Genomic DNA, 27,000 nt, shown 5'->3' on the forward strand with positions numbered 1-27,000 from the left:
TCCTTATGTTCCTCTCGTTTGTCTCTAACGGAATACCATGTGTTTCTAGTATTATGTATTGTTGCATTTCTTATCAGAAATTAACAATTAATCCTCTCAAATTCGAGAAGTTTTTTCTTATTATACACATCAAAGCGCTGTCATTCTTGAGAAGAAAGTTATAGCCATTCTAATAAAACGAACGATTTAAGTCTTTCGTACTAGATGTTATGACTTACAAAAAAAGACACAAATGCTTTCTCTGCCGCATTCGTGTCTTTTTCTACGTGTTATTGCTTTTTCTCCCAGACACCTTTACGTCTTGGATCACCTGCGCCCCCTACAATTTCGTTGTTTCGATTTTTCACGAGCGCTTGCACACCACCGTAATAAATGTCATCTTCTTTCACCGTTACTTCTTGGTCATCTTCTTTTAATTCTTCTTGCGTGTCTTCATCAAGCTCTTCTTCTACATACATCGAGCCCTTATCAAATACAAAGCGGGATTCTGCTACTGCTTCGCCCACAGATACTTCACCTTCAAAGTGCTCAGCCATTACTTGTGCTAAAATTTGCGTCACACGTGTTCCACCAGCTGAGCCAATCCCCGTTACCCATTCACCTTCATCTCGAATAATCGTTGGCGCTGTAAAGGTACGTGACTTCTTTCCTTCTTCTTTCTTGTTCTTTCCATCGTGAAATGTATCAAGATTGTTATTTAAAAAGAAGCCATTCACTTGTTCACCTGTACCAAAGAAGTTACTCAACGTATTTGTAGACGAAACTGTCATTCCGTCACGATCAATGACAACAAAGTGCGTTGTACTCTCATGTTCTTCTTCATCTACTTTGTCGTCATTTTGCTCAACATCATCCATCTTTTCAATTAAATCGTCTACATATTCATCACTTACCCATTTTTCTGAATCTTGATCATGGAACTTCGGGTCTCCCATGTTCACAAAACGATCTTCATACACGACGTTTTTGACTTGCTCCATTTTTTCATAAAACGTCGCAGGGTCTTCTTTCTTTAACGCCCAGATGTTTTCTTTTTCAATCATTTTTAACATTTGAATCAGCGCGACCCCTGAAAAAGGGGATGGAGCTGATAACATTTCTTTTCCTTGATATTTACCGACAACTGGGTCTTTTGTTGAAACTTCATAGTTTTGTAAATCTTCTTTTGAAATGTTCGTTTCATTCTCCATTTCATCAGCAATGCTTCCTTCATAAAAAGCATCGGCACCGTCTTCTTTAATTTTTGTTAACGTTTCAGCAAGTTTTGGCTGTTTTAACGTTTCACCCGCTTCAATGGCCTCACCATCAGGGTAAAAGTTAGATAACTCATCAATCGGCATTCGGTTTTTTGATACTTTCAGTCGCCAATGTAAAATCTCATTCACTTCAAATCCTTCTTCTGCATACTCAATTGAAGGTTCGATTAGTTCTTCCATCGGCTTTGTGCCATATTTGTCATGTGCTACTTCCATTCCTTTTACAAATCCAGGAACACTTACACTTCCTTTTTCTGAACTCGGTGCTACCTCTCGATAATCAATATAAGAAGCATCTGTTCCTTCTTCAGCTGGGGCGATAAGCATTCCGCCTCCACCGCCAATACCTGAGCCATACGGTTCCACAACGCCTAATGCATATGAGACGGCAATGGCTGCATCAACGGCATTTCCTCCGTTATCAAGCACTTCCATCCCTACTTTTGCCGCCAATGGATCAGATGCACTTACCCCATAATTTTTTTCTGTTGTTTCCGCATGTACTGGTTGTGCAGTAGCCACTCCTCCTGCAAGTAACGCAAATGATAAAAGAGGGGCGACCACTTTGTTTACTTTTTTCATTGTGATGTGTTCCTCCTTGCTGTGTCGTACATTTAGTAGAAATCATCTTTACATACGTTTTTTTCCAGTAAAAACCCCTGCATGTGATCCACAAAATGAACGGGATGTTTTATGCAGGGGTTTTTAGTTCAAGTATAAATGGGCTATTTTTAAGCCATTTACATGAAATTACTTACTGTCTGGTTGAGTTTGTACAGGTTGTTGATTTTGAACAGTTTGTTTTGCTTCTTGCACTTTTTGTTGAGCCGCTTGTTCAGCAACTTGTAAGTTTCGCTCAATCTTCTGTTCTTCAATCGGTGATAATGTGTCTGAATGTTTTAATGCTCCTAATGTTACAACTAATCCTGCTACAATGACTACTGGTACAATTGCTCCTACTGCACGTTTTAACGCAACCACTTTTCATTCCTCCAATTTGTATTGTTCCTATTTTTCTTTATTCCAAACGCCTTCACGGCGGGAATCAGCAGCACCTTTAATGTCGCCTTCTTCTAAATCTTTCACTAACGCTTGGACACCACCATAAAACATCGGATTGTCATTTTCAGGTAATTCGTATCCGTATGTTTTTAAGGCATCCGTTGTTTGTTCATTCGGCTCTTTTTCCATATAGAGCTTACTAGAATCATAAATAACTCGATCGGACTCAACGGCTTGTTTAATTGATTGGCCATCTTCAAAATAGTTGCCAATTACTTGCGTTAGCACTTGTGGAATTCGGTTCCCACCTGGAGTTCCAATTCCTAATACCCATTCATTCTCTGCATCACGAATAATCGTTGGTGCAGTGAATGTGCGCGGACGTTTCCCTTCTTCTTTCTTATTAATACCATCACCAAATGTATCCATCGTATTATTTAAGAAAAATCCATCCACATTTTTTCCACTTCCAAAGAAGTTACTTAACGTATTGGTCGTTGATACGACTGTTCCATCACGGTCAATAACAACAAAATGAGTCGTACTTTCGTGCTCTTCTACATCACTTACTTTTGTTTTATCTGCTTGTGTTGAGTTAATTTGCTTACGTAGAAGATCCACATACTTATCATTTGTCCAATCATCTGTCGCTTGTTTAATAAACGCAGGATCTGCTATTTTACCTAGACGGTCTTTGTACGCCTTCTTTGAAATCTCACCCATATAGTGATAATATAGGCTCGGGTTTTTTTCTTTTAATTTCCACACTTCTTCTTTATCTACCATTTTCAACATTTGAATGAGTGTTGTACCTGAAAACGGTGGTGGTGCGGTCACAATTTCATTACCTTTATATGATTCAACGAGCGGTTCACGCTCGACAACCTCGTAATCTTCTAAATCACCGGAAGAAATCTTTGTTTCATCTTTTATGCTGTCAGCAATTCGTCCTTCGTAAAACGCTTTTGTACCATCTTCTTGAATACGCTCAAGCGTTTTTGCTAGATCTGGTTGTTTAAGTGTTTTACCTGTTTCAATTGCTTCTTCATCAGGATAAAAGTTATCCAATTCTTCTTCATCAATGTTATCTTTATACGAATTTAAACGGTCATGTAACGATTGATCAACTTCAAATCCTTCTTTTGCTACTTCAATGGAAGGATCAATTAAATCACTCATCGGAAGTGTTCCATAGTTATCATGAATGTATTCCATCCCTGCAACAAAGCCCGGAACACCTTCCTTTCCTTTGTTATCACTTGGTGCTGTTTCACGATAATCAATGAACGTTGGGTCAGCGTCTGCTGGATCAATCAACATTCCGCCTCCTCCACCAATTCCTGATCCGTATGGTTCTACAACACCAAGCGCATACGAAATCGCGATAGCAGCGTCTACCGCTGTTCCGCCGTTTTCTAGTACATCTAACCCAATTTGTGTTGCCACAGGGTCAGATGTACTAACAGCATAAGGCTCTTTTTTAAAAACCGTTTGATACGAAACAATTCCAATGATCAGTGAAATGATGAGAACCGAAATGATGATAAGCTTCCACTTTCTCATCAACCTTCACCTCCTTGGGTTATGCCTTACTGAGCATTCTCAGGATAGGCTTCTTCTGTGTTGTTCACTGGTGCTTCATTTGTATTCGTTTGTTCTTGTTGCGCATTATCATTTGATTGTTCTTCTTTTTGTTTACGCTCTTTAGCACGTTCTGTGACATGTTGGTGATCAAGTTTCAATTGGAACTTGTTCCCTTCTTTTTCAAGTCGTGCTTCATTTGAAGAATACTTGGTTAAATCACGATAAATGCGATTTTGTCTCCACTTGCTTTCTGTTGGTTGTGGACTTCCTTCTTTAATTTGCATTGGGATAACATCGACTGTCGCTTCCCCTTGTTTATTTAAATGGTATTGAACCATTGCACTGTTCTTCGTATTTGACCAACCTTGATCGAATACAAAGTTACCTAAACTATAGAAAATAACCGCTCCATTATAGACATCAAATGATTGCACAACGTGTGGATGGTGACCGACAATAATATCTGCACCGGCATCAACCATCGCTTTTGCTAAACCTTCTTGACGAGGACTTGGTTCTACATCATATTCTTGTCCCCAGTGAGCATTAACAACAACTAAATCTGCGTTATCTTTCGCGTTTTGAATCACTTCAAAAATAACATCTGGATCTGCATCTAACACACCCGGACGGTTTTGATCGGCTTTCATACCTGCTACAAGCACATCATTAAAACCAACCGTTGCAATGCGAACACCATCTACTTCTTTATAAGAGATTGCTTGTTTTGCTTCATCCATGTTGTTCCCTGCTCCAACATAGTCCACTTGGTTTTTCTTAAATGCTTGCATCGTATCTTCCAAGCCTTTTACACCAAAATCCATCGTATGGTTATTTGCAAGTGATAATACATCAAACCCTGCATCTTTTACTGTTTGTAAATCTTTTTCATTACTTGATAAATGAATGCTTTTATCTAATTTGTCATACGTGTTTTCTTCACCCTTAATAACAGGGTGCTCATAGTTACCACTTACATAGTCTGATTCTTCAAAGAATCCTTTTACGTTACGAAAAATGAAATCCTCTCCGTAGCGTTCTGTAATTTCTTTAATATGACGACCCATCATAATATCGCCAACCATCGTCAATGTAATTTCATCATCGCTATTTTGTGCGAGTTTCGGATTTTCAATCGCTTGCGAACGTTCCATCCAACCCGCTACCGCTAAAACAGCAATAATGATAGGCGTAAGAATAAGTGCTTGACGGGCGCTTGATGGCTTCGTCTTTTTAATAAACATTAATATTTTCTCTTGGAAATTCAGCTTTTTTTTCTTCATACGTCCCACCTTATATGCTTAAGATTGGTCTTATTAAAACAAATAGTAAACTTGCATAACTCCGAACGTGATTCCACTTAGTAGTAACGTGCTTCCTACTGTTAATGGTAATCCTTGTTTTTGCATGGCATTTGCAATTAAGCCAGGTACGATAATTCCGATTCCGCGAAGTTCAAACATTTCAAACGGTACAATTGGATACGCGTAATCAAAAATAAGTTTTAAACACATACCCGTAATTAACATCGCTGCGAACTTTCTTCTTCCATATAAGATCATAAATTTTGAAATTCCATACACAACGATTACGTACGTTAACATACTAATTAATAAAACAACAAGCATAAAGACTGGTTGATCAAACACTAACGCTAAATAACCTGGTACGATAAGACCTGCAGGTAATACACCTGTTTTTTCTGTAAAAATTAAACTTAATGCTACCCCTAATACGAGTGCGATATATAAATCTGATCCGAACATGTCTATGTTTCGCCTCCTAAATTAAACTGCTTTTTTCATCGTTTTCATGTCAATAATCGCTTCTACTAACGGTTCAGCTGCTCCGTGGATATTTCCAACTCCGTACACGATACGATCTTGTAAATATGGTTTCATGCGATTTAAGATTTCCTCTGTTGATGCATCTTCCATATCCCAGAACTCTTTTGTTGGAAGTTCTCCGCGAGCATGTGCATCCGCAATTGGTGATGTTGTTTGACCAATTGCAATCATAATGTCTGCTTCAATATGAGGCATTACATCTACTGCGAACTGCTCTGTACGATCCACACGGTCAGGACGACAGTTCATGATAACGATTGGGAGCTTTTCGCTGTAGTTCATTGAATCAACACGTTCCCAAATACGTAATGTAGATGAAGCATCGTTTGCTGCGAATCCATTTACAAGGAATGCTGGCTTTTCTGCATCACCAAATGCTGTAATACGCATCGCCCCTGGATCTGGCTGAGCATTTAACATTCCGCGTAATGCTGTTTCTTCATCAATTCCTAATGCTTCTGCCACGGCTAAACCAATTGAGGCGTTATCCGGGAAAATCATGTAATCGAACTTACGTAAATATTCTTCTGAAATTCTATTGTTATCAGCGACAATCACTTTTGTGTTTCGCTGTTCAGCGATTTCTTTGAAGTATTCTAAATACTCACTTTCGATGGTCACTAAGTATCCATCGTATGGAATCGTTGCTGTGAATGCTTGAGCAACTTCGTCTAATGTTGGCCCCATTACATCCATGTGATCTTCTAACACATTTACAATGACGCCGACTTTCGCTTGAATTAATTGATTTTGGAATGTGATTTGGTAGTCTGGTTGCACCGCCATACATTCACAAATGAGCGCTTCTGCACCCATATCTGCCACTTGATTCACAACACGTCGTTGTTCACCGATGTTTGGACCTTCTTTACGACGAATAATCGGCTCCTCTTCTGACGTGTTCCAATAAATCATACGAGCTTGTGTTCCAGTTGTTTTACCAACTGTTTTGTAACCAGCCTCTTTTACGATCCCTGTAATTAACCTTGTCACGGTTGATTTCCCGCGAATTCCATTAATGTTTACTCGGATTGGGATGGAATGCAGTTTCTTTAAATGTCTGCGGTACTCCCAGGCTCCATAACTAAGTAAAAATAAGCAACTAACAATGATGAGTATCATACCTGACTCTCCTTCCCACACAGGGTCTTTTTTTATTTACTTTACGAAAGAACAAACAGATAAAAGAATGATTTCAATTCAGCCCTTCGTAAAGCTTTTTTCTTTACTTCTCAGCGAAATAAATTATTCGCCTAAAACAAAACCAATGTCATAGTAACACATCTATTTCACTGTGAATGTTATAAAGTGTGTTATTTAAATTACAGCAATATTACACCTAAACCGTATCTAATGAGTGAAAAGTCCTGTATTAACCTATAATTTTACATAAGAGGGATAAACCTAGGAAAATCAAAACAAAAGTCTTAAATCAAAGTGATTCTATCGATTCAAACCAAAAAAAGAGCATTTGGATACAATAACCAAGTGCTCCACTATTTTTCTTTTAGTTGGAAAATGAAAGGAAACATTATTCTAAAAATACAGACTATTATCCGATACAAAAAAAAATAGAATGTAGACTTATTGTATAAGCACATTCTATTTACCTAATATTTTATTATATTAAAATATCTTTTTTACAACACAGATCGTCGTTCAAGATTAAACACATTAACTTGCGCATCGTCAAAACGACTTAATAATGAATCCACGCCATGTTCTAACGCAAATGTACGCTCTTTTTCTGAAATAGGAACGGCTTGAAGCCAGGTGACCTTCTTATCATCTAATTCAATAGTCGACAAGCTTTCCCATAGAAATGGGGGAATTAACAAAATATGTTGCATATGAAACTTGTCATCAATCATATGGATGATGTCTTTATAAATGGCTCCAGGAAAAATGGAAACGTGCGATTTCATCATATGATACACACAAGCTGCTAAAATTGTTGGAAAAATTGTAAAGCTTGATTGACAAGCTGCAACAATTTCAATACGTAACGGTGTACCACCAACTGTATAACCCGTTGGACAATGGTACCCGCCAATCGTCGCATACGAAGTAACCCCTTCTCGAGGTGAATCATCACACATTAACACATGCGCTGAGTTTCGTTGACGATCATCACTGTAGTCCTCAATACTATAATCGTTCCCAAACACGTCTGCGGCTTTATGTATAATCATTTCTTGGTCTTTTGTATATGTACTACTCATAAACTAGTTCCTCCTTGCATCCACACTTCTCACTTAAGCATATTATAAGATTCGCATGAATGAAACGTTTTATGGCATTTATCCCGAAATTGTCATCTTCTCGTAATATATTGATCTATCTCACAGACATAAGCGACAGACGCCCCCCTTGTCGAGTTGGCGTCTTTCGCTTATGTGGATTTTTGTGGGGGGGTCGGAGAGGGCTAGGTAAATGTTTGTAGAGTGTTTTCTTGTTTGAGAGATATGAATGTTTGTTTAGATGAACTCGTTACTAAAGAATTTAGAAGAGACTTCAAAGGTTTAGATGTTTAGCAGAAGTTAATAGCGAAAAAGACATGACGAGAGAGTTGTCATGTCTTTTTCGCTAGAATTGAAATCATTGTTGTTTAAATAATTTGCAGTTCTTTTGGATAGTTTGTTAATGTTTTTGCGCCGTCTTTTGTGATGACAACGTCGTCTTCAATGCGTACACCGCCGATTTCTGGGATGTAGATGCCCGGTTCGATGGTGTAGACCATCCCTTCTTTTAATACGTCATTATTTGTTTTACTCATCGATGGGAATTCATGAACATTGATACCAAGTCCATGCCCTAAACGATGAGGGAAGTAATGTCCGTATCCAGCTTCTGTAATGATGTTTCGTGCAATGATATCTAGGTCACCAATTCGCGTACCTGGTTTTGATGCATCGAGTGCCGCTTGTTGGGCACGTTTAACGGTTTCATAAATCTCACGTTGCTTGTCGGAAACGTGACCAAATGCAACGGTACGCGTAATATCTGAACAATACCCATTTAACACCACACCTAAGTCAAATAAAACAAAATCTCCTTTTTTCAACGTACGAAGTCCTGGATTCCCATGTGGTTCACCAGATTTTTCCCCGAATAATACCATCGTTGAAAACGACATCTCCCGAATGCCTTTTCGTTTTAATTCATACTCAATTTTTGCAAGAACATCCATTTCAGTTACGCCTTCTTGTAACGCTTCAACCCCAACTTGAACGCCATAATCAGCTAGTTCAGCTGCTTGTTTTAAAACATCAATTTCAAGTGGCTCTTTTACAACACGTAGTTCATTCAGTTTCTCTTCAGCATTCACAAGTGTAGCCGTTGAATAAATCTTCAATAGTTCTTCAGCACGTGCATATGAAAGGAGCTCTTTTTCAACAGCAATCGTGGAAGCTGTTGTCACGTTTCGTTTATGTAAAGATTCTTTCAGAAGCTCCCATGGATTTTCATGATCTTCATATCCTAATACTTCATATTCCCAACCTGCGCTTTTTGCTTGGTTCACTTCCATCGCTGGACAAACAAGTAATGGCTCTGCTTCTGGAAATACAAATAGTCCAAGTAAGCGCTCATGTGGATTTGTATAAAACCCTGTTAAATAAAACACATTCTCCGTTGAATGAATAAAAGAAAAGTCTTGCTTATTCTCTTTTAACCAGTCAATCACCTGTTGAAGTCGTTGTTGCATAAAAAATCTCCTTTCAAAATAAACCTGCAAGTCTATGATAACACTGTTACCTTTTCTTTTGAATTGTAATCCTCACAAGCCAACCTTGTTCACTATACTCGTTATAAACTTCATATACACCCTCGTGAAAGTAATGCTTGATCACGTAATCTTTCGCATCTCGGTCATTAATAAAACTTAAATCTGATAAGAGATAATAGCCTCCATCTAACACAAACGTATGAGAAATGGATGAATGGAAAACCTTATCTCCTTCATCATCTAAAAGAATCGATAAACCCTCTTTACCTTCAACTAACTCAAATTCACCTGTATGATCGAGTTGAATAATAGGTGCTAAAAAACCATCTACATTCACTAATAATGTATTTTGAGACACTGCCTCAGACCAGTGATCTGTGTATACAAGCTGATAATGTACACGTTCTTCACTCACACGACACGTCTTTATAAAAGATTCTAGAGAACACTTAACTTTTGCATCGTTAAACTCAATAAAAAACCGGTCGTTATGCTTTCGAATGATTTGATTGTTGATTAAACAATCATCTTGTAGCTTGTTTAAGAGTGTTTGGCAATCTTCTCCCCAAACAAATGCTCCTAAAAGCGTTCCTTGTCCGTATGCTTTCCACTGTGTTGCGGTCTGTTCTGGCATCAGCACAATCGTAGGTGATGCAACATAAATAGTCATGACGCACAACTCCTTTATTTGGTGTACACAAATCGTGACACATTGGTGGTTACTATGGACGAGTCATTAGTTGGTTATCTTCTATATAATTAGAAACTACGTATAAATTCCCCTGCTTTTATTAGCGATTATTTTTATTCCGTATCATCGCACTGCCAATCACTTCTGATCTAACAATGTGATTCTGTTCAATCACTGTTCGAGCCATCATGATACTTGGCTTGTTCATTGCCACACCTTGAATAACATGACAGACGTTTGTTTTTTCAGTCAACAGACCATGTTTGAATGCGTAAACACCTAACGCGGAAGCTGCCACTCCTGTAGCGGAGTCTTCTTTGTATCCTGAGTTGTTGGGAAACTGTCTTGCTTGAAATGTGTTTACCTTATGCTTTACAACCGCGAATGGATAAACCCCCGTTGTTTCATACTGATCACATAATGCCCATAACTTCTCAAATGCAGGCTCAATGCCATGCAGTGTTTCTTCATCTTTCATCGGAACGAGTAACTTAGAACGAGACGTTGAAATTAATTCAAGCGGTAAATCAGCAACATCGCTCTCATTAATTTGTAGTGCTTCGGATAGTTCTTTTACAGAGGGTATACGCTCTTGATAGACAGGCTCCCATTGCTTGACTGTGACAAATACATCATCGTTTTCTTTTTCCCAATGTACCTCCACTACGCCTAGCGCTGTTTCAATAAATAGTGGGGATTGCGTTACTTGTCCTTCTTTCACTAAAACGGTTACCGCTCCAATCGTTGCGTGCACACACATACTCATTTCATTATTTGGAACAAAATAGCGAAACTTCCACTCACAATCTTCATGAGACGACGCCACTACAAACACACATTCAACACCGAATTCCTTCGCTAATTGTTGCATTTGTTCATTTGTTTGCCCATCACTATTTAGTACAACCGGACATGGGTTCCCCCCACCTTCTTCTAATGCAAAAACATCTGTATGTACAATCCTCATGATGCATACTCCTTCCCTTACGACATTCATACGTTCTATTGTATCGTAGTTATAAGAAATTGGCGATGATCACACATTAGAGAAACGATATCTTTTAAAGCATCTATACAGTCTGTAGACAATAAGTTAAAAACTTATTCATCACGATTCAAAGCAACTATCTAGTGATGCGAACGACAGACCGCTTTTATTAAACTTGTTACGAATGACCATGAATGTTCGACTTTTTCGAGCATCGACGCAAGCAAGCTCAAATAACCTAACGCTAATACTAGAGCAAACAAATAGTGCACACTAATATTAAATAGACCGCCTTGCACAAAAATTAATGCGTTTAACGGAACACTCACTTAAAATATCATCCTTTTTCTTTTTATGTAAAATAAATACAAACGAAAAAGGATTCTAATAGTTAATTCTAGAATCATACGATGATATAAACCTATTTTATTCTCAAGGGAGATGACACGATGAAGCTGTTTCGCTTTGCTCAAGAAGAAGGAACATTAATTACCCAGTATGATTCGCACTTTAAGATGACAAAATTGTTAGCCAACACCGGGGATGTCCATATGAGCTGTATGTATGTCAATAGTGGGGATTGCATCGGGACTCACGAAACAACCGTTCCACAATTGTTTCTTGTTGTACAGGGAGAAGGGATTGTTCGAGGAAGTGATAAACAAGAAATGCGAGTTAAAGCTGGCGAAGCAGCCTTTTGGAAAGCTGGTGAATACCATGCTGCTCGAAGTGAAACAGGCATGATGGCCATTGTCATTGAAGGACTAGATATTAAACCTGACCAATTCATGAAAGAATTCCTACCTACCCCTACTCCTGAAACTTCTCTATACTAAATAAAACAAGCCCCTGCCATCCTTTGGATCATAAAAGGATGAAGCAAGGGCTTTCTTATGCGTGTATCTTCATTTCTAATCCAATCGAAGCAAGAGCTTTCGCTAAATTCGACTGCGTCGGGATATTTGAGAAGTCGAGGCCAAGATTGACCGCCGTTTGCGCAACTTCAGGGCGAATACCTGATAAAATCGCTTGAATACCTAATAATCGTAACGTGTCAACTACTTGAAAGATTTGATGTGCTACCATCGTGTCAACAATTGGCACACCTGATAAATCAATAAACAAATGAGATATTTTACGTTCTTCACATTGTCTCAATGTTGATTCTAAAATATATTTCGCTCGGTTCGTATCAATGTCACCGACTAAAGGTAACACACCAATCGTTGCTGTAATCGGTATAATAGGTGAACTTAATTCATTAATCATTTCTTGTTGAGCTGTTAACAACTCATGATTAAATTTGTAGTATTCTTCTACAAATTGTGTAATCACATAATCAAATGAACGATTCATCATGTCACTCCACTTTAATACATCTACTGTTGAAACTTCCGACTCATACTCGATGACATACTGTTTAATCACATCCCAAAACGCTGTTCGTAAATTGTAGAATTGTTGAATGATTTCATAGATTGGTGTTTGATTGGAAGCTCGACGCTCTGCTACTTCTTCGGTCCACTCTTTTATTCCTTGTTCAAAACCACTTTCATCATTATGAAACATTTTACATACTGCTTGAATGAGAATTCGAGTTGAATGACTTAGCTTTTCTTCTATCTCAATCGGAGCATCCGCTGAGTAAATAGAATGCGACTTTATTTCTCTCGCTTGTAACCATCCTTCTAATATCGTGTCACACTCGTTAAGTAAATGAGTATAAAATTGATTTGTTTGTGTTTCCATCTCTACACCTCTATTAATTAGTTCGCACTCTATGATTCTATTCCAAAAGAATAAGTATGTAAAAAAGCAAAACGAAAGCGATTGTGTCAAAAGAAGAACGAACCTCTCCTTTTGACACACACTTTCTTAGTTCAATAATCCTTTCGCCGTTAAATATTCTTTCGCAACGTCTGCAGCCATTCTTCCTTCTACGTTTACTTGATAATTCATCTCACGCATTTCATCATCTGTAATTTGACCAGCAAGTTTATTGAGTGCACTCTCAACTTCTGGATACTTTTCGACTGTTTCTTTTCGCAAAAGCGGCGCGCCTTGATATGGCGGGAATAACCCTTGATCATCTTCTAACACTTTCAAATTAAACTGCTTGATTTCGGCATCAGTAGAATACGCATCAATTAAGTTAATATCTCCTGTTTCAATTGCTCGATAACGTAGCTTCGGTTCCATCGTTTGCAAGTTATTAAATGTGAGGCCATATTCTTTTTGAATCCCAACATAACCATCTTCTCGATCTTTAAACTCTAGCGTAAACCCTACTTTTAGCTCATCTACAACATTCTGTAAGTCAGAGATTGTATTCAAATTCTTTACCTCAGCAAATTCAGTCGGTACCGCTAACGCGTACGTATTGTTGAACTGCATCGGCTCTAAATAAGCAAGATTAAATTGTTCGTCCATTCCTCTTTTTGCTTGTTCATACACTTCTCGTGCATCGTTACTTACGGCTTGTTCTTTCATATGTGTGACAATAACTGTTCCTGTAAATTCAGGGAATACATCAATCTCTCCACTCTGTAACGCTTGATACACAAACGTTGTTTTTCCCATTGATGGCTTTAACCCTACTTTCAAATCCGTTTCTTCTTCAATTAACAACTTATACATATTAATTAAAATGTCAGGTTCCGCACCAATTTTACCCGCGATGACTAAATCTGGCTCTGCTGCTTTCATAAACGCAAACGGTGACGCAAGAAGCAAGACAAGCACAGTCGCTAAAATAAATGATCGCTTTCCTGACCCTTTTCGTGATGATTGTTCAATGCCCCGAAGAACGACGTCAAATAAAATGGCTAATATCGCAGCAGGTATTGCTCCTAATAAAATAAGACCATTATCATTTCGGTCAATTCCAAGCAAGATGAGACTTCCTAATCCCCCTGCTCCAATTAACGCAACGATTGTAGCGGTTCCGATAATCAGTACCATCGCTGTTCGTATTCCAGCCATAATAACCGGTAACGCAAGAGGGAGCTCTACTTTCCAAAGTCGTTTAGATGACGTCATCCCCATCGCTCTCGCTGCTTCAATTAACGATGAATCGACTTCTTTAATTCCTGTATATGTATTACGCAAGATTGGTAATAACGAATATAAAAAGAGCGCAATAATTGCTGGTACTTTTCCAATTCCAAAAAGAGGAATTAGTAACCCTAGTAGCGCAAGAGACGGGACCGTTTGTAAAACAGCTGTCACTCCGATAATTAGCTCTGCTATTTTTGGTTTTCTCGTTAAATAAATACCTAACGGAACAGAGATGGCTACCGCAATAATAAGTGCTAGTACTGAAATTTGAATATGCTCTAATAACGCTTGTAAAAGTTCCGATCCACGCGCTTCTAGTAATGCTTGAACAGCATTCATCGTGCTATCACTCTCCCTTCTTTACGTTGCTCATAAAGAAAAGTGACGACACTTTGACGGGTAATCACACCGATTTGAATACTATTTTCCACAATGCTAACTCCTTCGTGATGTCGCAGTTTTTCTAACGCATCACCAATGGTTTCGTTGGCATCCATGATTTCTGAGGTTTCAATCGGTATGTGAACACTTCCTTTTTGCACAAATTCTTTTAATGAAAGATCAAGCACAGTTTGTTGGTCACCAATAAATGATTTTACAAACTCATTTTTGGGGCGTTTAATGAAATCTTCCGCTGTCCCGACTTGAACCACTTCACCGTCTTTCATTAAACAAATTCGGTCGCCAAGCTTTAACGCTTCACTCATATCATGTGTTACAAACACAATGGTTTTCTGAATCTTTTCTTTTAATCGTAAAAAATCTTCTTGCAACTGTTCGCGACTTAGTGGATCGAGTGCACTAAACGGTTCATCCATTAAAATAATAGGAGGATCTGCTGCAAGTGCACGTGCTACTCCTACTCGTTGCTGTTGACCCCCTGATAATTCAGAAGGCTTGCGATTTCGATAAATATGAGGTTCTAATCCTACTAGCTCTAACAATTCATCCACGCGTTTTTGAATATCGTCTTTTTTCCACGACTTTAATTCAGGAACAATCGCAATATTTTCTGCAATCGTCATATGTGGAAATAACGCAATCTGTTGAAGTACATAGCCAATATTCCAACGAAGCTCATGAACTTTATGATCAATCACTCGTTTGTCGTTAATATATAAATCACCATCTGTTACTTCGTGCAACCGATTAATAAGCTTGAGTGTCGTCGTCTTCCCACACCCACTCGGCCCGATAAACACAAAAAACTCACCGTCTTTAATCTCTAAATCCACATCATGAACGGCTTTTGTTCCATCTTCATACACTTTAGATACATGCTTGAATGTAATCAATCCAACCGCACTCCTCGCTCATTTATTCATAACAATAACTCATACCCCTTCGATTCATCGCCGAAACCTCTTTTTCTTATTTTTTCTAGTTCTACTGTTTTTATCCTCACGTACAAAACAAAAAAACACACTTTTTTCAGTAAAAGTGTGGGGATTACATGCTCTCATTTTATGAAGAAAACTAAAAAATAGAAGGCTTAGTACCTTCTATTTTTGGAGATTAATGTTGAGCTGGTAAGATATACGCTTTGAATGTCGGCTCTTCAGCTTGAACTGTTACCGTTCCTGTTCCTCCAAATGCAAATACCGCTGCCGCTACAGTCACTACCATACTTAACTTCATTATTGTTTTTTTCATTTTCATTTCCTCCTAAAATATTATTTATAAACCTATTGTACTACAAACTAAAAATTGTTACTTTTCTTTCTACAGAGCGTATACCGGCTATTTTCTAACCAAATATTAGTTTTACTCCTATTTTCTTAAAAAATTATAATAATAGTTATATTTCAATACTCAGTTTTTCAAGCTCTCTTTTTACAATATTAATTAACTGCTTGTTACTACTAAGGTCAAAAATTAATATAGCCTTCTTAAAATAATCGACAGCTTCTTTCTCTCTTTTTAATTGGGCCATTGAATAACCTACCATGTAATAAAGCTCCCCAAGTAAATACATACTTTCATTACTCACACATTGTTTTACACCTTTCAGTGCAAACTGAATGGCTTCTTGATAGTTTCCACTTCTTCCATACGTGCGTGATACTCCATACAAAATTCTCACTTTAATTTGCGGATCTTTTATTTGTGGGAGCTGACTTAAATGTTGCAATGCTTTTTTAAATGAAGCAATGGCGTGTTCATATTCATTTTCTTCATCATACACAATGGCCATGCTCGTCAAGATTTCAATTTCTCTTTCTTTATAATAATGCTCTCGAGTCTGGGTAATCTCTAATGCGTGTTGTAAAATTTTTAGTGCATCCTCTTTTTGCTTATATAAATAATACGTACAAATTCCCTCATGCCAAATTAAAAACTGCTTGTTCGACGGAGTTTGAAAAAGTGGGCTTGTTTTTTCTTTTTCAATCATAAACGCAACCGATTCATAATCGCGCTGTCTTACGTATCGTCGAATGAGTCCTTTTACTTCATCTACGTAGTCAAGTCGAGGCGTGTTCATATTTTCAAAGAAATAGTTCATGTCTACTCCAAGGCGCCTTGAGATTTCATATAACGTATTACTGTATGGAAATTCAGTTCCTTTTTCAAGCTTGCTTATTTGCGCTTGAGAACAAATACCTTCGGCAAGCTCTTGTTGTGATAAGCCTGCGAGTTGTCGCAGCTCACGAATAATATGGCCTAATTGTTTTTGCTGCATCTTCTTTTCCCCTTTAACGCTAAAATCATGTTGCATTCATTATACAGTAGAATTATGACTAATAGCATATAAAAAAGTGATGATTTTTCAGAAAATAAGCACAAATGACTATTTATTTCACTTTTAAAATGTATTTCTTCTACTTCTAGCGACAAATCTTGAGAGATTGAGAAATGCAAAATCCCATACAAAAAAAAAGACACCTGGTTTTAACCAAGTGCCTTTTTAGATGATGCTGATGACAGGGATCGAACCTGCGACCTCATCCTTACCATGGATGCGCTACTACCTACTGAGCTACATCAGCGTTAGACATTTATAATTGTATCATATGTAAAGAAAAATGGAAATAGTTTTAAACTGTTTTTTATATTTAACATAGCATTTTAAACAAAAAGCAGCTATTGATATAAGTAAATACTCTTACCCTCACAAAAGGCTCGGCACTGACTAATGACAAAATCATTTGACAAATTGATTCCTATAGAATAAAAAGTGACTTTGTGCTATCTTATTAACATGTTTAGTTGAGATGTTTTATAGGAGGTTCTTTGTTCGTGTTTGATTTTACATTAACCGTAGATGAATGGAAAAATATCGGAATTGCGATTGGGATTTTTGTTGTTTTTCTTGGTTTACGAAAATTGTTTACAACGTATCTATTTAAATTTATTATCGGGCTTGTCAAAAACATAAAGGTTGATATTGTAACCAACATACTTGAAGCTTTTGAAAAGCCACTTCGCTGGGTTTTCGTTATTATCGGGATTCAAGTGGCTCTCCCTTATTTACCATTTGAACTTTTATCCGCTACAGTCGAAGGGAAAATTGTTCGTTCTGCGTTTATGATTTTAATAGGTTGGGGGTTTTTCAATCTAGCAGATTCTACTTCTTTGTTCTTTTCAACGTTCTCAAAAAACTTTGACTTCCAAGTGGACCGCATTATTATTCCATTTGTTGAAAAGACCATTCGCGTCATTGTGATTGCTTTATCTGTATCTGTCATTGCGGATCAATGGGGCTTTAACGTAAATGGATTTGTTGCTGGTCTTGGTATTGGTGGACTCGCATTTGCTCTTGCAGCACGCGAAGCACTTGCGAACCTTTTTGGTGGAGTGGTTATTATTACAGAAAAACCTTTTACGATTGGGGATTGGATTAAAACACCAAGCGTTGAAGGTGTTGTAGAAGACATTTCATTCAGAAGTACAAGAGTCCGTACATTTGCTCAAGCGCTTGTGACGGTTCCAAACTCCACACTTTCCAATGAACCCATTATCAACTGGGCCAAAATGGGTAAGCGCCAAATTGCATTTCATTTAGGTGTCACATATGATACACCGAAAGCAAAGTTAGAAAAAGTAGTGAAAGAGATTAAAGAGATGTTAATTGAACATCCAGAGATTCATAACGAAGTGATCTTCGTAAACTTTGATCGCTTTAGCGATTCAAGTTTAGATTTATATTTATACTTCTTTACAAACACAACGATGTTTGGTGATTATTTAACTGTAAAAGAAGATGTAAACTTTCGCATTATGGAAATATTAGAAAAAGAACATGTTGAAATTGCTTTTCCAACACGCACACTCGTTATTCAAAAAGATGGGCAACCTGTCAAAGAACAAGAAGAATTTTTCGAACGCTCACGTGGATAATAAAAAAGCCTCCTTTATGGAGGCTTTTTCACTGTTTTTCACCGCAAATCGGACAATAAAACGTATGCCCATCTTGAGGTTGTTTGACTTGAATAACGGTTTCGTGTTTACAGTCTCGACATAACACTAATCCGTACGTGTACTTTTGATTCGTTGGTGCTTGCGACTTTAGCTGTTCTGTGTATGCCTGCATCTTCCACACCCCTATCTAATGAAATAACAATAGTTAAATAGTAACTTATTTAGAAAAAATTGTATATATATTCTCATAAAAAAGGTACACACAGTTTTTAGCTGTCTGTACCTTTTTCACTTATGATGTAGCGTTATTTAACGAAATCGTTTGCTGTTTTGCTACTGGTTGAACAACTGCTTCTTGTTGAATCACTTCTGTTTCTACTTGTTCTTTTGTTACTTCTAAATACTGAATTTGGTGCCCTTCCATCTCTGCTATCTTAAATGTATAAGGGCCATACGTTAATTGCTCGCCTAGTTTGATGTCATACTTTTCTGTCAACACCCAACCGCCCATTGTATCAACGTCTGTATCATCAATATCAATACCTAGTAACTCGTTCGCTTCACTTACAAGTACTTTTCCATCAAGAATATAGTGGTGTTCCTTTACTTCTTGAATAAGCGGACGCTCATCTGCGTCAAACTCATCTCGAATTTCACCAACAATTTCCTCTAAAATATCTTCAACCGTAACAAGTCCTGATGTTCCACCATACTCATCAATTAAAATTGCCATATGAATACGTTCCTTTTGCATTTTTAATAATAGGTCATGGATTGGAATTGATTCAATCACTTGAATAACAGGACGGATATATTGCGCTAACTTTAACTGATCTTTGTTTTCGTTAAATACCATCTCTGTTAAAATTTCTTTCATATTGACCATACCGACAATGTGATCTTTATCACCATCAACGATTGGATAACGTGTAAAACGTTCTTCTTTGACCACTTCGAGAATGTATTCAAGCGTATCTTCTTTATCAAATGACACGATTTCAGTTCTCGGAGCCATAATTTCTTTTGCTACGCGATCATCGAAGTCAAAAATCTTACTTACATATTTAAACTCAGATTGATTAATTTCACCGCTTTTATAACTTTCCGATAAAAGAATACGCAACTCTTCCTCGCTATGTGCTAACTCGTGCTCTGATGCTGGCTTTAGTCCAAATAACCCTGTTAATAAACGGGCTGATCCATTTAGCACCCAAATGAACGGGAACATAAGACGATAAAACCAAATAAGTGGCTGAGCAAATAACATCGTCACCCTTTCAGCTTTTTGAATGGCTAACGTTTTAGGCGCCAACTCTCCGACTACAACATGCAAAAATGTAACCGACGCAAAGGCAATACCAAATGATAAGATGGTCGTAACAGATTCACTAAGTCCTAGCTCTACAAAAAGCGGGTGAAGCAGCTTTTCAACAGTTGGTTCACCTAACCAACCTAAACCAAGTGCTGTAATCGTAATCCCAAGTTGACAAGCCGATAAATACTCATCTAAGTGAGTTGTAACCTTTTTGGCAGCCTTTGCCCTAGCGCTACCTCCTGCAACGAGCTGATCAATACGAGAACTACGTATTTTTACAATCGCAAATTCCGACGCTACGAAAAAAGCGGTTAACGCAATCAAGATCGCGAGTAAAAGTAAGTTAAATATGTCCAAGAAACGTTCCTTATCTCGCTACATGCGAGTAAGGAAGTCACCTCCTAAAGTTTTAAATTAGACGCTATCGCACAATGACTTTCTTTGCGCTAAACGGAGGAATTAGACTAACAACAGCCTCAGTGACTGTAAAAGTGTGTCAGACTGAAGTGAAAGCTGTTTTGTAACCTGTTGTTTCTCCTCATCGTCTAACTTATGAATAATAGGCATTATGCTCGATAGTTCTTTGTTCACTTGTTCTAATTGAGTCGTTAACAATGTAGCTTGATTCATCACGACTTCTTTTTCTACTTCTTTATTTCGCTTACACTCTAACTTTCTTTTAATCTCTTCGAGCGGAATGTGTAAGCTTTTACACGATTCAATGAATGTTAGTTCAGACAATGCTTCTTCCGTATAGTAGCGATAATTAGACGGAGAGCGCTTTGCTTCCAACAATCCTAAGTTCGTATAGTAATCAATTGTCCGCTTGGATACATTCGCTAACGCCGCTAGCTCACCAATTTTATACACTGCCCCATCGTACCACCCCAATCGTTCCTTAATATTCTTATTTTAAAGTGTTTAAACCATACAGTCAAACGTTTTAGTTTGACGAATTACACCTTTCCTCGACGTTTTGTTCTTCTAGGAAAATAAAAACTACACACAATCAGTACGAATCCCATAATAAATAAATACATCGGAAACTTTAGTGCAAGCACTTGCACGTAATAATCTGTGTTTCGCCCATGTATAGGAAGTAAATTCAGCTCAAACATAAGTGCTAGCGCTGCCGTTGTTTTTAACAAAATACCACAAATAAAAAAACATGTTCGTAAGGCAAACCCCACACTGAGCCAGTCCTTTCCATATTATAGTTCATTACATGATTACAATAAAAAATATGTTTTATTTACCTTGGTTATGATTTTTGTATGACTGTGACGCACGATGAAGATACATGACTTATGTAAATGACTTTTCAATTGATTGACAAGTTTATTTTTTTTGGTTAAAATTGTTCACATTCCTTTCATGAGAAAGAACATAAAAAGATGATATAATCATATGATAGAGCAAGAAGATGAGGGGGAAAGACAAAGCATGAACTGGCTTTTTAAAGGATTAAATCTATTAAAATATTTATTTTTAATTGGTGCACTTATTTTTGCTGGGTTTGCAATTATAAATTCGGACTCCACCACATATATTCAATATCTACCATATATTCAACTAATGTTAAGTTTATTTTTACTTGTTGAAGCTGTTACTACATTTAAAGAAAACAAATTTAACTCAGCGTTCTTTTTAGTTATTTCGTTATTTTGCCTTGGCATGTATATGGAAGTAGCATAATTGAAGTCAAAAAACGAAAAAACAAAAAACGAAGGAGACTGTTAAATAGTCATCCTTCGTTTTTTGTTGAAAGCATCAAAAAATTGTCTAATGTTAGTCATATCTTTTTCCAGCCTTACTATACTAAGGCATGGGGGTGAAGAAAATGAAACGCGATTCTTCTAAGGTTTACAACGTCAGTGATTATCGCAAAAAAGGTGGTAGTGTATCAATAGATGGTGAGCGAACAGAGCTTAATACCTTCATCTTATGTGGTGAAGATACTAATGGCAAGCGTGTTATGCTTACGTACAACACATCTATTGATGACATGACGACCCTTTTAAAAACATTGGATGTGATGATTTCAGAGCGCATTAGTGCAACAATGAAGATTGAAGAATAAATAAGCGAAAGGCCTAAGTGCAAAGAGAACTCGCTCTTTTTGCACTTAGGCTTTTTTTAATCGCAATTGTAATACCACTTCCCCAAAAACAACTCTACAGAAATAGACATTTAGATAAGAACTTCTTTCACTCACTTATATCGGAAAAGCGTGTTTTTCAAGAACCCTATTTGCGTTATTTGATACACTTTCTCTCTTTCATTATTTCACAATTAACACCGGTACTTTCACACGTTGTGCTACTTTATGACTAACACTTCCTAGAAACATTTCTTTCACAGGATTTAGACCACGACTTCCCACTACAACCACATCAAACTTATTATGATTGGCAAAATCAATAATGGTCTTCGCTGCGTCACCATGAATAAACGTCATTTCATATTCAACATCTGACTTCTCTAATACACTTTGTGTCGCTTTCATACGTTCTTCACGTAGTACGTCTCTGTCTAATGAATTGAAGTTATTGATGACATCATTCTTTATTGTTTCGACATCAACTGCATAAACTACTTGAATAAAGCTATTTTTCGTTAAACTTGCAAGTTCGACTGCTTTCTCTGTCGCTCGTGTTGCATGTTCAGATCCATCAGATGCAAGTAAAATCCGCTTAAACATATGTATCACTCCCTATAAGGAAATTTCTTCTATTTGTAGTGTATCATATTTTCTATGAAAATTTCGCACTCCTACTAACGTTTGTGTTACAATAAAAAAAGAAAGCGATTACAAAATGAGGTGTGCCTACTATGAGTGGATTTGAAATGATTTGTCCAAGCTGTAAAGGCTTAGGAAAAGTTGAAATTATTCCTGGGGTTCGCTACACAAAAACATGCAAACTTTGTTCTGGTACAGGCTTACAACTAAAAAAAGAAGAAAATCCCCCTTTATAAGAGGGATTGACTTTATTAAATTGAAAGCTCTTTTGATAATTTGTACATATCAAGGTCAATTTTATGTGGTTGGCTTAAGATTTCCATGATGTCATAATCAACAATCTTATTTTGGCGAATACCAACTGCGCGCCCACCTTTACCTTGCATTAACAGTTGCACTGCATGACCACCAAAGCGGCTTCCTAACACGCGGTCCATTGCCGTTGGAGATCCTCCACGTTGAATGTGCCCGAGTACTGTTACACGTGTATCAATATTGGCTGCTTCTTTTAATTGGCGTGCCACTTCATCGCCACTAGCCACACCTTCAGCTACCACAATTACACTATGCTTTTTCCCACGATCCAATCCGCTTTTTAAACGCTGTATCATCTCACTAAACTCTTCTTTTGCTTCTGGAATTAAAATGGTTTCTGCTCCACCTGCAAGACCTGACCAAAGTGCAATGTCACCTGCGTCACGACCCATTACTTCAATAATAAACGTACGTTCATGTGATGTCGCCGTGTCACGAATTTTATCAATCGCATCAATTACCGTGTGTAGTGCTGTATCAAAGCCCAATGTAAAGTCAGTTCCTGGAATATCATTGTCAATCGTTCCTGGAATTCCTACACAAGGAAAACCTAGCTCCGTTAACTTAACAGCTCCCATGTAAGAGCCATCTCCACCAATGACAACCAGACCTTCAATACCATGTTTCTTTAAATTCTCAATGCCTTTTTGACGCCCTTCCTCTGTCTTAAACTCAGGACAGCGTGCTGAATAAAGCATTGTACCTCCGCGATGAATAATATCACCAACGTCTCCTACTTCAAGCTTTTTAATGTTACCAGCAATCAACCCTTGATACCCTTGATATACACCATATACTTCTAAGCCATGATAAATCGCACTTCGTACAACAGAACGTACGGCTGCATTCATTCCTGGCGAATCTCCACCACTTGTTAATACCCCAATTTTCTTCATTGTTCATCACCTCATAAAATAAAAATAACCTATCTATTATAAGTTTACATTTTACACGACTTTAAACCCTTTGTGTAATAATTCACATATTTTTTATGTTTTTTCTCAAACAAACGTTTCTTTTACTCCATAGACTTATGTATTTACAAATAATTGCTAATGATTAATCATGAACTATCATGTCCTGTTTAGCTTAAAAACATGCATATCCACGTTTCCAGAAACAAAGTCAGACGTCTATTTTCACCATTTATGTTACATTAATGTTACAAAAAGATAATACAAACAAGATCACAAAGAAAATTCCGATTATTAAATATATTAGTCTACCTCTATAAAACCCGATTGTTATCAACAAATACGTTCATAATTCCCTATTATTCTTCTTTCAAACGCAACTTTTACGATTGTAAAGAAACTGTAACGTAAAATGATGTCGAATGGTGATATGATAAATGTACTTAAAGGGAATCGTTTTCAGGAGGTACATAATTGTGAAAAAATTCATAGCCGCTCTTACAGTAGCTGGTGTTTTAATAACGAGTAGTCCAATTGTCAGTGAAGCAGCTCTTGGTGACAGAGTATTAAAGCAAGGTATGCAACATAGTGATGTAACAGAATTAAAAACCGCACTAAAGGCTTCAGGCCATTTAAAACATCCTGTATCGAATTTCTTCAATTATGATACAAAAGTGGCTGTACAATCTTTCCAAAGAGCACACGGTTTAAATGCGGATGGTATTGTTGGAAAACAAACCATTGCAAAGTTACCAATTAGTAAGAAATCAAACGTAAAAGGGGTATCTTCATTTAACGTGAATTCTCTTGTTTCGGAAGCAAAAAAGCATTCAAGCGTTCCATATAAATGGGGAGGTACGACACCTAAAGGATTTGATTGCAGCGGATTTCTTGGATATGTATTTAAACAAAGTGCGGGAATTCAACTACCTCGAACAGTAGATGCTATGTATCAAAAAGGACAAAAAGTGTCGAAACCGGCCGTTGGTGATATTGTCTTTTTTGAGACATATAAAAAAGGTGCATCTCATGCTGGTATTTACTTAGGTAATAACCAGTTTATCCATAGCTCTTCTTCTAAAGGTGTATCGATTGCATCTTTAAATAACAGCTACTGGAAACCTCGTTACCTTGGCGCGAAGAAAATTACACAATAATCACGACATAAGACCTCGTCTACTTTTTGTAGCGAGGTCTTATTTCATACCGCTCTTTCCTAAAAGCTGTTCTTAGTGCCTTTTAAAAAATGATTTTCTATGACAAAGCAAACAGCCAGCAACCTTTTTCAGACTATCAGACTAGTCTTTAACAACCAACAAAGGTTGCCAAAGTCCCTTATATGATAAAAAACGGTACAACCTTCGCCTATATGTTCATTTTCACCTCACTTCCTTACACTTTGTACATACAATATAACAATTCGTTTGTTGGAAGGAGCAAAAATAGTGAATTTCTTAGGTGACTCCACACTAACTGGTCAAATTGTCGATGCACAAACAAAACTCCCCCTTGTAAACGCCAGCATTTTTATTCGACTGTTTGATCAAGAAGCAATCATTGCTCAAACAACAACTGATGCAAATGGTCAATACAATTTCTCACGTTTACCATCATCAGAACACCTTATTATTGAAGTAACAGCTCCTGATTATGTAACAGAGTCAGAAACGCTTGTACTTCTTTCAAATAAAAATCATCTTTTACATTATGATTTAGTTCCTCTATTTATTGATCCATGTCGCAATGGAGAAAAGCTAGAGATTCGATGCTTTTTAACCGATGCAAATGGCGTACAAAAAAAAACAATAACATTCACCGAAATTGGTCGTCGTTCAACCATTCAAATGACGTTACCAAATGGAGAAGTGACGGATGTTCAAAAGATTACCGCTTTATTGCGAGGTTTTGTCGTTGTAGAAGTTGTATCAGAAAAGGGAACGTGTAGAAGTAACCCTATTCCGTTTCAACAACTCGAACGATTTGTTTTATGGGCACCTGAAGGAACCGGTATCAATTTTTCCATTGATGCATATGAATGTGAGGCAACTATTATATGTGAGGAAAATGAAGATGGTATACCAACTTTCCAAGAATTAACTGTTTCCATCTCATTATGTGAAAGTCTGACATCACTTGCATCATCCGTTATTGAAATGAAAGGAAACATCATTCAGCCTCGTACACAAACATCAGAACTTCTACTTACTTCATTTCTATCTTCCTCTTCACCTCCCTCTTCACAAAACAGGCAAGCCATGTCTATTCGTATTAAAAAGATGTATGATTGGGTTGTAAGAAATCATCATCTCACTTTGACACTGAACCGAAAAAACGTATCGTTTCATTTAAAATAAAGCAAAAGACTCTATCAACTTCCTTCCGATAGAGTCTTTTAAACTATTTATCACTAATTCTATTCCATAGCAAGATATACAGATTATCGACATGTTCCATAATATTCATTAATAATATCAAGAATGGTTGGGTATTCATCAATCCACTCAAAGTTTGTCTTTTCATTCACTTCTTCTTTTTTCTCAATCACAGTCTGTTCCATCTTAACCCTCTCCTTTTAGTTTATTAACCCCCAACTGTTATATAACATATCTATGTTTAATACCCTTGTTTTATAACATATAAAATATAAAAAAAGACAATCATTTAGACCCTTTATCATTAAGAGTCTAAGTGATTGTCTTTTTTACACTTCAGGTGTTGGTGTTGGTTGTGGATATCCCTCTTCGTACTGCTTATCAACGTCACTTCGTATTTCTTGAATCGATTTTCCATCTTTATAATCAAGGATCGCTTGAGCAGCAATGTCTAAACAAACTTGACACTTTGTTCCATGATCATCCCAGACGATGGCACCGTTTTCTTTCGTTTCATGAATGAAACAGTCATAATTGCTACGATGACCGATTAGCTCATTTGAACACCCACAATAACAAGGGATGTTTTCAAGTAATTCTTTATGCTTAGCAGCTGCTAAATACAACACTTTCATATCATCATTGTGGTTCGTTAAAAAAGCAGGCATTTCCTCCACGCTCGCTGTTTCTTCTCGTATGTCACTATGCCCTTCGTGCTCAGTATGCACAGCTTCTTTTGACTGATGATTTTCATGTTGATTTGCTTCTTCATTTGAACAAGCTCCCAACACCAGACTTCCAGATGCAATCATTGTAACTAGCCATCGTTTCAT

At 37.3% G+C, this 27,000-nt stretch carries 30 protein-coding genes and 1 tRNA gene; 7 read left to right on the forward strand and 24 right to left on the reverse strand.

Going from position 1 to position 27,000, the window contains the following annotated elements; genetic code table 11:
- Positions 1–269: 269 nt before the first annotated feature.
- The 11 genes from DIS06_RS05165 to DIS06_RS05215 all read right to left on the reverse strand — a co-directional run bounded on the left by DIS06_RS05165 (position 270) and on the right by DIS06_RS05215 (position 11,424).
- A complete protein-coding gene (locus tag DIS06_RS05165) occupies positions 270–1,838 on the reverse strand; it encodes a gamma-glutamyltransferase family protein (protein ID WP_110112173.1) in 1,569 nt (522 codons plus the stop codon).
- A 168-nt stretch (positions 1,839–2,006) separates the two neighbouring features.
- A complete protein-coding gene (locus tag DIS06_RS05170; RefSeq protein ID WP_110112174.1) occupies positions 2,007–2,237 on the reverse strand; it encodes a CapE family protein in 231 nt (76 codons plus the stop codon).
- A 27-nt stretch (positions 2,238–2,264) separates the two neighbouring features.
- Entirely contained in the window at positions 2,265–3,821 is a 1,557-nt protein-coding gene (locus tag DIS06_RS05175) for a gamma-glutamyltransferase family protein (RefSeq protein ID WP_110112175.1), read from the reverse strand.
- A 26-nt stretch (positions 3,822–3,847) separates the two neighbouring features.
- Positions 3,848–5,125 (reverse strand): CapA family protein, encoded by a 1,278-nt coding sequence (locus tag DIS06_RS05180; RefSeq protein WP_110112176.1) that lies wholly within the window; start codon positions 5,123–5,125, stop codon positions 3,848–3,850.
- A gap of 33 nt (positions 5,126–5,158) precedes the next feature.
- Complete coding sequence (pgsC, locus tag DIS06_RS05185; protein ID WP_110112177.1) at positions 5,159–5,608, reverse strand: poly-gamma-glutamate biosynthesis protein PgsC; 450 nt, start codon at positions 5,606–5,608, stop codon at positions 5,159–5,161.
- A 21-nt stretch (positions 5,609–5,629) separates the two neighbouring features.
- A complete protein-coding gene (gene pgsB / locus DIS06_RS05190) occupies positions 5,630–6,811 on the reverse strand; it encodes a poly-gamma-glutamate synthase PgsB (protein WP_110112178.1) in 1,182 nt (393 codons plus the stop codon).
- A gap of 518 nt (positions 6,812–7,329) precedes the next feature.
- Positions 7,330–7,911 (reverse strand): suppressor of fused domain protein, encoded by a 582-nt coding sequence (locus DIS06_RS05195; protein WP_110112179.1) that lies wholly within the window; start codon positions 7,909–7,911, stop codon positions 7,330–7,332.
- 386 nt (positions 7,912–8,297) lie between these two features.
- Positions 8,298–9,395 (reverse strand): M24 family metallopeptidase, encoded by a 1,098-nt coding sequence (locus DIS06_RS05200; protein WP_110112180.1) that lies wholly within the window; start codon positions 9,393–9,395, stop codon positions 8,298–8,300.
- 46 nt (positions 9,396–9,441) lie between these two features.
- A complete protein-coding gene (locus tag DIS06_RS05205; protein ID WP_110112181.1) occupies positions 9,442–10,086 on the reverse strand; it encodes a hypothetical protein in 645 nt (214 codons plus the stop codon).
- A gap of 121 nt (positions 10,087–10,207) precedes the next feature.
- Entirely contained in the window at positions 10,208–11,074 is an 867-nt protein-coding gene (locus tag DIS06_RS05210; RefSeq protein WP_162595889.1) for a PhzF family phenazine biosynthesis protein, read from the reverse strand.
- Positions 11,075–11,235: 161 nt separating this feature from the next.
- Positions 11,236–11,424, reverse strand: coding sequence for a hypothetical protein (locus tag DIS06_RS05215; protein ID WP_110112183.1), 189 nt, complete (start codon positions 11,422–11,424; stop codon positions 11,236–11,238).
- A gap of 120 nt (positions 11,425–11,544) precedes the next feature.
- On the opposite strand from DIS06_RS05215, the gene DIS06_RS05220 reads away from it, so the two are divergent.
- On the forward strand, positions 11,545–11,931 hold the full coding sequence (locus tag DIS06_RS05220; RefSeq protein ID WP_110112184.1) for a cupin domain-containing protein: 387 nt from the start codon (positions 11,545–11,547) through the stop codon (positions 11,929–11,931).
- A 55-nt stretch (positions 11,932–11,986) separates the two neighbouring features.
- Here the strand turns inward: DIS06_RS05220 and DIS06_RS05225 are convergent, their stop codons facing one another.
- The 6 genes from DIS06_RS05225 to DIS06_RS05245 all read right to left on the reverse strand — a co-directional run bounded on the left by DIS06_RS05225 (position 11,987) and on the right by DIS06_RS05245 (position 17,139).
- Positions 11,987–12,844, reverse strand: coding sequence for an STAS domain-containing protein (locus DIS06_RS05225; RefSeq protein WP_110112185.1), 858 nt, complete (start codon positions 12,842–12,844; stop codon positions 11,987–11,989).
- A 126-nt stretch (positions 12,845–12,970) separates the two neighbouring features.
- The gene (locus DIS06_RS05230) at positions 12,971–14,491 is read right to left on the reverse strand and encodes an ABC transporter permease/substrate-binding protein (RefSeq protein ID WP_110112186.1); all 1,521 of its coding nucleotides are present in this window, start codon (positions 14,489–14,491) and stop codon (positions 12,971–12,973) included.
- A complete protein-coding gene (locus tag DIS06_RS05235; protein WP_110112187.1) occupies positions 14,488–15,447 on the reverse strand; it encodes an ABC transporter ATP-binding protein in 960 nt (319 codons plus the stop codon). Before DIS06_RS05235 ends, DIS06_RS05230 begins: the two co-directional genes overlap by 4 nt.
- 220 nt (positions 15,448–15,667) lie before the next feature.
- On the reverse strand, positions 15,668–15,805 hold the full coding sequence (locus tag DIS06_RS20080) for a hypothetical protein (RefSeq protein ID WP_162595890.1): 138 nt from the start codon (positions 15,803–15,805) through the stop codon (positions 15,668–15,670).
- Positions 15,806–15,950: 145 nt separating this feature from the next.
- Positions 15,951–16,832, reverse strand: coding sequence for a helix-turn-helix domain-containing protein (locus DIS06_RS05240; RefSeq protein WP_110112188.1), 882 nt, complete (start codon positions 16,830–16,832; stop codon positions 15,951–15,953).
- A gap of 233 nt (positions 16,833–17,065) precedes the next feature.
- A tRNA-Thr gene (locus tag DIS06_RS05245) sits at positions 17,066–17,139 on the reverse strand.
- 250 nt (positions 17,140–17,389) lie between these two features.
- On the opposite strand from DIS06_RS05245, the gene DIS06_RS05250 reads away from it, so the two are divergent.
- Complete coding sequence (locus tag DIS06_RS05250) at positions 17,390–18,490, forward strand: mechanosensitive ion channel family protein (RefSeq protein ID WP_239421889.1); 1,101 nt, start codon at positions 17,390–17,392, stop codon at positions 18,488–18,490.
- A 28-nt stretch (positions 18,491–18,518) separates the two neighbouring features.
- Here the strand turns inward: DIS06_RS05250 and DIS06_RS20085 are convergent, their stop codons facing one another.
- From DIS06_RS20085 to DIS06_RS20910, 4 genes are all read right to left on the reverse strand, one after another.
- A complete protein-coding gene (locus DIS06_RS20085; RefSeq protein ID WP_162595891.1) occupies positions 18,519–18,683 on the reverse strand; it encodes a hypothetical protein in 165 nt (54 codons plus the stop codon).
- Positions 18,684–18,803: 120 nt separating this feature from the next.
- A complete protein-coding gene (locus DIS06_RS05255) occupies positions 18,804–20,183 on the reverse strand; it encodes a hemolysin family protein (RefSeq protein ID WP_110112190.1) in 1,380 nt (459 codons plus the stop codon).
- Positions 20,184–20,285: 102 nt separating this feature from the next.
- Positions 20,286–20,696, reverse strand: coding sequence for a MerR family transcriptional regulator (locus DIS06_RS05260; protein ID WP_110112191.1), 411 nt, complete (start codon positions 20,694–20,696; stop codon positions 20,286–20,288).
- A gap of 86 nt (positions 20,697–20,782) precedes the next feature.
- Positions 20,783–21,016, reverse strand: a complete 234-nt coding sequence (locus DIS06_RS20910; RefSeq protein WP_110112192.1) for a YuzI family membrane protein — start codon at positions 21,014–21,016, stop codon at positions 20,783–20,785.
- 253 nt (positions 21,017–21,269) lie between these two features.
- On the opposite strand from DIS06_RS20910, the gene DIS06_RS05270 reads away from it, so the two are divergent.
- Together DIS06_RS05270 and DIS06_RS05275 are read left to right on the forward strand one after the other, a co-directional pair.
- Positions 21,270–21,521: a hypothetical protein gene (locus tag DIS06_RS05270; protein WP_110112193.1), complete on the forward strand. Its 252-nt coding sequence runs from the start codon at positions 21,270–21,272 to the stop codon at positions 21,519–21,521.
- Positions 21,522–21,666: 145 nt separating this feature from the next.
- Positions 21,667–21,906: a DUF3931 domain-containing protein gene (locus DIS06_RS05275; RefSeq protein ID WP_162595892.1), complete on the forward strand. Its 240-nt coding sequence runs from the start codon at positions 21,667–21,669 to the stop codon at positions 21,904–21,906.
- A gap of 201 nt (positions 21,907–22,107) precedes the next feature.
- Here DIS06_RS05275 and DIS06_RS05280 read toward each other — a convergent pair whose 3' ends face one another.
- Positions 22,108–22,527: a universal stress protein gene (locus DIS06_RS05280; RefSeq protein WP_110112195.1), complete on the reverse strand. Its 420-nt coding sequence runs from the start codon at positions 22,525–22,527 to the stop codon at positions 22,108–22,110.
- A gap of 131 nt (positions 22,528–22,658) precedes the next feature.
- On the opposite strand from DIS06_RS05280, the gene DIS06_RS20330 reads away from it, so the two are divergent.
- Complete coding sequence (locus tag DIS06_RS20330; protein WP_204166753.1) at positions 22,659–22,802, forward strand: hypothetical protein; 144 nt, start codon at positions 22,659–22,661, stop codon at positions 22,800–22,802.
- 15 nt (positions 22,803–22,817) lie between these two features.
- Here the strand turns inward: DIS06_RS20330 and pfkA are convergent, their stop codons facing one another.
- On the reverse strand, positions 22,818–23,777 hold the full coding sequence (pfkA, locus tag DIS06_RS05285; protein ID WP_110112196.1) for a 6-phosphofructokinase: 960 nt from the start codon (positions 23,775–23,777) through the stop codon (positions 22,818–22,820).
- A 494-nt stretch (positions 23,778–24,271) separates the two neighbouring features.
- Between pfkA and DIS06_RS20710 the strand changes: the two genes are divergently transcribed.
- Positions 24,272–24,952: a C40 family peptidase gene (locus DIS06_RS20710; RefSeq protein WP_110112197.1), complete on the forward strand. Its 681-nt coding sequence runs from the start codon at positions 24,272–24,274 to the stop codon at positions 24,950–24,952.
- A gap of 288 nt (positions 24,953–25,240) precedes the next feature.
- Positions 25,241–26,149, forward strand: coding sequence for a BMQ_0737 family morphogenetic spore coat protein (locus DIS06_RS05295; RefSeq protein WP_162595894.1), 909 nt, complete (start codon positions 25,241–25,243; stop codon positions 26,147–26,149).
- A gap of 347 nt (positions 26,150–26,496) precedes the next feature.
- Here the strand turns inward: DIS06_RS05295 and DIS06_RS05300 are convergent, their stop codons facing one another.
- A complete protein-coding gene (locus DIS06_RS05300) occupies positions 26,497–27,000 on the reverse strand; it encodes a PCYCGC motif-containing (lipo)protein (RefSeq protein ID WP_110112199.1) in 504 nt (167 codons plus the stop codon).

Source organism: Bacillus sp. CGMCC 1.16541 (assembly GCF_003184905.1).
GTDB lineage: Bacteria > Bacillota > Bacilli > Bacillales > Bacillaceae_H > Priestia.

Excerpts from the sequence above, each read along its gene's own strand:
- DIS06_RS05165 (WP_110112173.1), bottom strand. The coding sequence starts at position 1,838 with ATGAAAAAAGTAAACAAAGTGGTCGCCCCTCTTTTATCATTTGCGTTA.
- DIS06_RS05175 (WP_110112175.1), bottom strand. The coding sequence starts at position 3,821 with ATGAGAAAGTGGAAGCTTATCATCATTTCGGTTCTCATCATTTCACTG.
- DIS06_RS05180 (WP_110112176.1), bottom strand. The coding sequence starts at position 5,125 with ATGAAGAAAAAAAAGCTGAATTTCCAAGAGAAAATATTAATGTTTATT.
- pgsC (WP_110112177.1), bottom strand. The coding sequence starts at position 5,608 with ATGTTCGGATCAGATTTATATATCGCACTCGTATTAGGGGTAGCATTA.
- pgsB (WP_110112178.1), bottom strand. The coding sequence starts at position 6,811 with ATGATACTCATCATTGTTAGTTGCTTATTTTTACTTAGTTATGGAGCC.
- DIS06_RS05195 (WP_110112179.1), bottom strand. The coding sequence starts at position 7,911 with ATGAGTAGTACATATACAAAAGACCAAGAAATGATTATACATAAAGCC.
- DIS06_RS05200 (WP_110112180.1), bottom strand. The coding sequence starts at position 9,395 with ATGCAACAACGACTTCAACAGGTGATTGACTGGTTAAAAGAGAATAAG.
- DIS06_RS05205 (WP_110112181.1), bottom strand. The coding sequence starts at position 10,086 with ATGACTATTTATGTTGCATCACCTACGATTGTGCTGATGCCAGAACAG.
- DIS06_RS05210 (WP_162595889.1), bottom strand. The coding sequence starts at position 11,074 with ATGAGGATTGTACATACAGATGTTTTTGCATTAGAAGAAGGTGGGGGG.
- DIS06_RS05220 (WP_110112184.1), top strand. The coding sequence starts at position 11,545 with ATGAAGCTGTTTCGCTTTGCTCAAGAAGAAGGAACATTAATTACCCAG.
- DIS06_RS05225 (WP_110112185.1), bottom strand. The coding sequence starts at position 12,844 with ATGGAAACACAAACAAATCAATTTTATACTCATTTACTTAACGAGTGT.
- DIS06_RS05230 (WP_110112186.1), bottom strand. The coding sequence starts at position 14,491 with ATGAATGCTGTTCAAGCATTACTAGAAGCGCGTGGATCGGAACTTTTA.
- DIS06_RS20080 (WP_162595890.1), bottom strand. The coding sequence starts at position 15,805 with ATGAAAAAAACAATAATGAAGTTAAGTATGGTAGTGACTGTAGCGGCA.
- DIS06_RS05240 (WP_110112188.1), bottom strand. The coding sequence starts at position 16,832 with ATGCAGCAAAAACAATTAGGCCATATTATTCGTGAGCTGCGACAACTC.
- DIS06_RS20085 (WP_162595891.1), bottom strand. The coding sequence starts at position 18,683 with ATGCAGGCATACACAGAACAGCTAAAGTCGCAAGCACCAACGAATCAA.
- DIS06_RS05270 (WP_110112193.1), top strand. The coding sequence starts at position 21,270 with ATGAACTGGCTTTTTAAAGGATTAAATCTATTAAAATATTTATTTTTA.
- DIS06_RS05275 (WP_162595892.1), top strand. The coding sequence starts at position 21,667 with ATGAAACGCGATTCTTCTAAGGTTTACAACGTCAGTGATTATCGCAAA.
- DIS06_RS05280 (WP_110112195.1), bottom strand. The coding sequence starts at position 22,527 with ATGTTTAAGCGGATTTTACTTGCATCTGATGGATCTGAACATGCAACA.
- DIS06_RS20330 (WP_204166753.1), top strand. The coding sequence starts at position 22,659 with ATGAGTGGATTTGAAATGATTTGTCCAAGCTGTAAAGGCTTAGGAAAA.
- pfkA (WP_110112196.1), bottom strand. The coding sequence starts at position 23,777 with ATGAAGAAAATTGGGGTATTAACAAGTGGTGGAGATTCGCCAGGAATG.
- DIS06_RS05300 (WP_110112199.1), bottom strand. The coding sequence starts at position 27,000 with ATGAAACGATGGCTAGTTACAATGATTGCATCTGGAAGTCTGGTGTTG.